Origin of the sequence: uncultured Streptococcus sp. (genome assembly GCF_963545685.1) — a bacterium.
Classification (GTDB): domain Bacteria; phylum Bacillota; class Bacilli; order Lactobacillales; family Streptococcaceae; genus Streptococcus.
The window spans coordinates 1-6,101 of record NZ_CAUUKN010000069.1 but is presented as its reverse complement, the minus strand read 5'-3'; the positions used below and the strand labels follow the sequence as shown (position 1 = coordinate 6,101).

At 40.6% G+C, this 6,101-nt stretch carries 5 protein-coding genes and 2 pseudogenes; 6 read left to right on the top strand and 1 reads right to left on the bottom strand.

Features of this window, described 5'->3' with window-relative positions:
- Nucleotides 1-147 precede the first annotated feature (147 nt).
- The 3 genes from RWZ99_RS08575 to RWZ99_RS08565 are packed head-to-tail and all read left to right on the top strand — an operon-like array spanning nucleotide 148 to nucleotide 1,448.
- Nucleotides 148-504 (top strand): hypothetical protein, encoded by a 357-nt coding sequence (locus RWZ99_RS08575; RefSeq protein ID WP_314678076.1) that lies wholly within the window; start codon nucleotides 148-150, stop codon nucleotides 502-504.
- 32 nt (nucleotides 505-536) lie between these two features.
- Nucleotides 537-875, top strand: coding sequence for a hypothetical protein (locus RWZ99_RS08570; RefSeq protein WP_314678074.1), 339 nt, complete (start codon nucleotides 537-539; stop codon nucleotides 873-875).
- 12 nt (nucleotides 876-887) lie between these two features.
- The gene (locus RWZ99_RS08565; protein WP_314678071.1) at nucleotides 888-1,448 is read left to right on the top strand and encodes a TIGR01440 family protein; all 561 of its coding nucleotides are present in this window, start codon (nucleotides 888-890) and stop codon (nucleotides 1,446-1,448) included.
- Between the two features lie 57 nt (nucleotides 1,449-1,505).
- On the opposite strand, the gene treR is transcribed toward RWZ99_RS08565, so the two are convergent.
- Nucleotides 1,506-2,216 (bottom strand): trehalose operon repressor, encoded by a 711-nt coding sequence (gene treR, locus RWZ99_RS08560; RefSeq protein ID WP_314678069.1) that lies wholly within the window; start codon nucleotides 2,214-2,216, stop codon nucleotides 1,506-1,508.
- Between the two features lie 156 nt (nucleotides 2,217-2,372).
- Between treR and treP the strand changes: the two are divergent.
- From treP to treC, 3 genes and pseudogenes are all read left to right on the top strand, one after another.
- Nucleotides 2,373-3,792 (top strand): annotated as a pseudogene (gene treP, locus RWZ99_RS08555) (PTS system trehalose-specific EIIBC component); the annotation flags it as partial.
- 74 nt (nucleotides 3,793-3,866) lie between these two features.
- Nucleotides 3,867-4,322: pseudogene (locus tag RWZ99_RS09400) on the top strand (PTS glucose transporter subunit IIA); the annotation flags it as partial.
- 66 nt (nucleotides 4,323-4,388) lie between these two features.
- Nucleotides 4,389-6,014, top strand: coding sequence for an alpha,alpha-phosphotrehalase (treC, locus tag RWZ99_RS08550; protein WP_314678063.1), 1,626 nt, complete (start codon nucleotides 4,389-4,391; stop codon nucleotides 6,012-6,014).
- The last annotated feature ends 87 nt before the right edge of the window (nucleotides 6,015-6,101 follow it).

Below are 6,101 nucleotides of genomic sequence, written 5' to 3'. Positions count from 1 at the left end.
CAAGACTATGAATTTTCTTGAGCAAGCGGGTGATGGTACGATAGCCGTAGATAAACAAAGACTAATCTTCTATCTGAACTGTATTTAAGACATGGCCCTTTTAAGATGATAGGACCTATTTCCTAACTTTTTAAGATATGCTATAATATGAATATGTTTGATAATTATATTGTACCTGTATTTTTTGGTGGTGGGGCTCTTGCTCTACTTGGTTTATTGTTATTTGGTTGGGCCTTGCCTTCATTTTTGAAGGGGAAGTGGTCTTATTTGATTTCCTTGCTAGGTCTAGGTTTGGTTGCTTTTGCCTATTTTGATGGGGCGATTGTTATCACTTATAAAATTTGGCTTGTCTTGCTTGGTGTTATCATGATTGGTTGGGGTCTTCCTTTTAACAATCGTAAGGGACGTCGTGCTATGACTATTTTTTGGAGCATTATGGCAATTGTTGTTGGTATTGCTGCTATTGCATTCACTATTGCTTATGGTGTTATTAACCGCCACTAACATGAATCTAGAAAACATGCTATAATAATGGCATGTTTTATTTTATGACCCTATCATTTATTATCATGCCTGCTTTGGGCTGCTTCTTAATCGGATTAGCATTGGCTAAATCAGATCGTTGGGCTTTTTCTTGGATTTTATCCATAATAGGTCTTGTGGCTTTTATTTCTTCTTTTTGGCACATAGCGCGTGCAGACCTATGGTTTATGCTTAGCTATAGTTTTGGTCCTTTTTTGATGGGATTTGGTTTTACATGGAATCTAAGTAAGAAGCGTCGTATGCAGTTGCTACTGTTAGGGGTGTTTTTCCTTATCTTTTTTATGATTCTGTACTATCTTATTGTTCGAATCTTGAATACAGCTGTTGTTTAAAGGAGGGCTGTGATGTTGCTAGATTTAGAAGAGAAAACACGTGTACTTGTTGAAGACATTGTTGATTGTTCGGCGATTGGACGTGGAGCTATCTTTGTCTTAGGTTTATCTTCCAGTGAGGTTGCTGGTGGAATTATTGGAAAAGCTTCTAGTCGTGAAATCGGTCAACGAATTGTAAAAACTATTCTTGAGGTTTTGGAACCTAAAGGTATTTACTTGGCCGTCCAGGGCTGTGAACATTTGAATCGGGCTTTAGTTGTTGAGCGTGAGCTTGCCTTGGCTAAAGATTTGGAAATTGTCAATGTTCTTCCGACCTTACATGCTGGTGGGAGTGGTCAGTTGGCTGCTTTTGATTACATGGAGGATCCTGTTGAAGTGGAAGAAATTGTTGCTCAGGCTGGTATTGATATTGGAGATACCTCTATTGGCATGCATGTGAAGAGGGTTCAAGTTCCTCTTCGCCCTATTGCTTCAGAATTAGGTGGTGCCCATGTGACTGCTTTGGCGAGTCGACCTAAGTTGATTGGTGGTGCTCGTGCGGAGTATCTAGCAGATCCTATTCGTAAAAACTAAATAAAGTATCGGACACATAAGCGTCCGATACTTTTTATGTTAGTTGGGTCTTTAGCTTCAGTGATGACGCTTGGCATAATCGACAAATTTGAACTTTTCAAGTTTATGTCGGCTTTCAGTGAACTGGAACTGATTTCCATTATTCAGATAAACTTTTGAGCGTATGCAGACGATATGATGATCTTTGCCGATATCGATGAGGATTTTGTCTTGCTCGGTAGTGTTATCAATGGTGATTTCTTTATAGGCATGAGAAATGCTAAGGTGGAGCTGATTCTCAAGATAATCATAGATGGACTTCTCAGCGATGCCGCGACTGAGTTGGGGCATAAGTCTCGCATCCAGGTAATCAATGTCAACGACAGAGGCACAGCCATCAACTACTCTTTGCCGAATAAGACGCCAAACCTGTTGGCTTTTTGAAAATCCAGTTTTTTCTGAGAGATTGGTGTCAACGATGATTTTATCTAGAGAGATAACGTTGGTTTGTGATTTAATGCCTTGTTGTTTTATGAGTTCTTGGTAACTGGTTAAGTCAGATACAGGGAAGTTCACTTGTTCTTGACTAATAACTTGAGAACCTGACCCATGAATCTTTTTAACTAGCCCTTCTTCAACGAGTAAAGCCAATGCTTTTCGGATGGTGTCTCGACTGACTTCGAAAGTTTCTACTAATTCTTGCTCGGTGGGCAGAAAGTCTCCAACTTGATATTCTTTGCTGTGGATAGCTTTTTCTAAATCTTTATAGATAACCTGATATTTTTTCATTTTCCTCCCTACTTGTTGGTAAAAAAGCATACAACTATTATTTTTTTCAAAAAATATGGGCAAAAAAACCCAGAACACTTGCAGACAAATTTGTAATCGTTTACAATCAGTTTATCAAGTCAATCAGATATTGTCAAAAAAGAAAAGGAGATTCAAATGGGAAAATTTGAACAAGAGGCTAAAGATCTGCTAGTTGCAATCGGTGGCAAAGAAAATGTGACAGCGGTAACTCACTGTGCGACACGTATGCGTTTCGTTCTTGGTGATGGCAAGAAGGCAGATGTGAAAACAATCGAAGCCATTCCTGCTGTTAAAGGGACTTTCACGAATGCAGGTCAATTCCAAGTTATCATTGGTAATGATGTGCCAATTTTTTACAATGATTTTACTGCTGTATCAGGGATTGAAGGTGTTTCAAAAGAAGCTGCTAAATCAGCTGCTAAGAGTAACCAGAACCCGGTTCAGCGTGTTATGACAACCCTGGCGGAAATCTTTACACCATTGATTCCAGCTTTGATAGTTGGGGGGCTTCTTCTTGGTCTTCAAAATGTCTTGGGGAGTATCCAGTTCAGTAATTTAGGTGGAAAAACAATTGTTGAGGTTTCCAAGTTTTGGGAAGGGGTTAACGAAATCCTTTCGGTTATCAGTGGTGCTATCTTTGGTTTCTTGCCAGTAGGTATCACGTGGTCTGTATCTCGTAAGATGGGGACAAGTCAAATTCTTGGTATTGTACTTGGGATTTGTTTGGTTCACCCTAGTTTGCTTAGTGCCTATGAATATGCGGCTCACAAGGCTGCGGGAGATATTCCACACTTTATCCTTGGTTTTGAAAAAGTGGGTTACCAAGGACAAGTTATTCCAGCACTTTTGGCTGGTTTGACACTTTCTTATCTTGAAATTTTCTGGCGTAAATACATTCCAGAAGTTATCTCAATGATCTTTGTACCGCTTTTGTCATTGGTTCCAGCAGTTATCCTTTCTTATGCTGTTCTTGGTCCAATTGGTTGGTGGCTCGGAGGTCTTATCTCAGGTGTGGTATTGGCCGGCTTGACTGGTCCCGTTAAATGGCTCTTTGGTGCAGTCTTTGGTGCCATCTATGCGCCTTTCGTTATCACTGGTCTCCACCATATGACTAATGCTATTGACCTTGAATTGGTGCGTACGGCTGGTGGTACTGGATTATGGCCAATGATTGCCCTCTCTAACATTGCGCAGGGTTCAGCAGTATTTGCTTACTACTTTATTAAACGTCATGATGAACGTGAAGCACAGATTTCACTTCCAGCAACTATTTCAGCTTATCTTGGTGTCACTGAACCAGCACTATTTGGTGTTAACGTTAAGTATGTCTATCCATTAGTAGCAGGGATGTCTGCTTCTGCTTTATCAGGATTGCTTTCAACAGTCTTTGGCGTCCAAGCAAACTCTATTGGTATTGGTGGTCTTCCAGCTATTCTCTCTATTAAACCTCAATATTGGGCAATCTTTGCGATTATCATGGTTGTTGATATTGTAGTTGCTATGGTATTGACATTCCTCTTCCACAAAACTGGATTTTTAACGAAAACAGAGGAAAATGGACAAGCACAAGAAGCACTTAAAGAAGCTTCAGAAGGGTTGGTAGAACCAACTGTTCTTGCTGAAACAGCAGAGGTTATTAGCCCACTTGCTGGCCAAGTTAAATCACTTAGCCAAGCGACAGACCCAGTCTTCTCATCAGGTGTGATGGGACAGGGTGTTGTTATCGAACCAAGTCAAGGTGAATTGGTTTCACCAGTAAATGGGACAGTGACAGTACTCTTCCCAACTAAGCATGCAGTAGGTATCGTTTCTGAAGAAGGTGTTGAAATGTTGATGCACATCGGTATGGATACAGTTAGCCTTGACGGAAAAGGTTTCGAGGCACATGTTGCACAAGGTGACAAAGTAACTGTGGGTCAGAAACTCATCAGCTTTGATATGGATGTTATTAAGAAGGCTGGTTTGGTCACTGAGACTCCAGTTATCATTACAAACCAAGATGATTTTCAAGCGGATGTTGAAGGGAATCTTCCGCGTGATATCAAACGTGGTGATGTTCTCATGATTGCTCATCGTACAAAATAATCATGCATAAGGGGTGGAGACGATAGTCCCACCCTTTCACTTAAAAGTTAGGAAAAGGAATTAAATATGGCATTAGATAAAACAAAGGTTGTTTACCAAATTTATCCAAAATCTTATAAGGACACAACAGGGGATGGAATCGGTGATTTTAGAGGGATTGTTGAAAAGATTCCTTATCTGGCAGAACTAGGTGTGGATATGGTTTGGCTCAATCCATTCTATCCAAGTCCACAGCGTGATAATGGTTACGATATTTCAGATTATACAGCGGTAAATCCTGTATTTGGGGATATGGCTGATTTTGAAGAAATGGTCCGAGTTGGGAAAGGGCACAAGATTGACTTCATGCTAGACATGGTGCTTAACCATTGCTCAACGGAGCATGAGTGGTTCCAAAAGGCTCTTGCTGGAGACAAGTATTATCAAGATTTCTTCTTCATTCAGGACCAACCGACCGATTGGTTGTCTAAATTTGGCGGCTCTGCTTGGGCACCATTTGGAGATACGGGGAAATACTATCTCCACCTCTTTGACGTGACTCAGGCAGACCTTAATTGGCGTAATCCAAATGTCCGTAAGGAGTTGTTTAAGGTAGTCAATTTCTGGCGAGACAAAGGTGTTAAAGGTTTCCGTTTTGACGTGATCAACTTGATTGGTAAGGACGAGGTTTTAGTAGATTGTCCAGAAAATGAAGGGAAACCAGCTTATACAGACAAACCCATCGTGCATGATTATCTTCGCATGATGAATGAAGCGACCTTCGGTTCTGACGATAGTTTTATGACAGTGGGAGAGATGTCTTCAACAACCATTGATAACTGTGTTCTGTATTCGGCACCGGAACGTCATGAGTTGTCTATGGCCTTTAATTTCCACCATTTAAAAGTGGACTACCAAGATGGACAAAAATGGACCATTACTCCCTTTGATTTTGAAGAGCTCAAGCGTCTCTACCACACTTGGGGCAAGGAAATGAGCGATCGTGGTGGATGGAGTGCCCTCTTCTGGAATAACCACGACCAACCTCGTGCTTTGAATCGTTTTGTGGATATCAAGAACTTCCGTAATGAAGGAGCGACCATGCTAGCCGCTAGCATTCACTTGTCACGTGGAACACCTTATATCTATATGGGTGAAGAGATTGGCATGATTGATCCAGACTATGATTCTATGGAAGATTATGTAGATGTGGAATCTATTAATGCTTACCAGATGCTTTTGGACCAAGGCAAGTCTCCTGAGCAAGCCTTTAAGATTATCCAAGCTAAGTCACGTGATAATTCCCGTACGCCAATGCAATGGGATGCTTCTCTAAATGCAGGTTTTTCAACAGGTACTCCATGGTTGAAAGCTGGTAAATCTTACAAAGACATCAACGTTGCAAATGAGATTAATGGACCAATCTTTACCTTCTATAAAGAATTAATTCGCTTGCGTAAAGAATTGCCTATCATTTCAGAAGGAAGCTATAAGCCAGCACTTGAAGATAGTCAACAAGTCTACGCCTTTGAACGCCACTTAGACGGTCAAAAACTTTTGGTGCTCAATAATTTCTATGGAAGTGAAGCTAAAGTGGAGATTCCAGAAGAATACCAAGCAGGGCGAGTGCTCTTGTCCAATTATGAGGAAGCTGAGTTTGCTGAAAAAGTAATTCTTAAACCTTATCAAACCCTAGCAATCTTAGTTAAATAAGACAAACTTTCCTCAGTAACTGCTTTTGCTGAGGAATTTTGTTATAATGAAAGCACTTTTAATGTTGATGGAGGAAGTGTAATGACA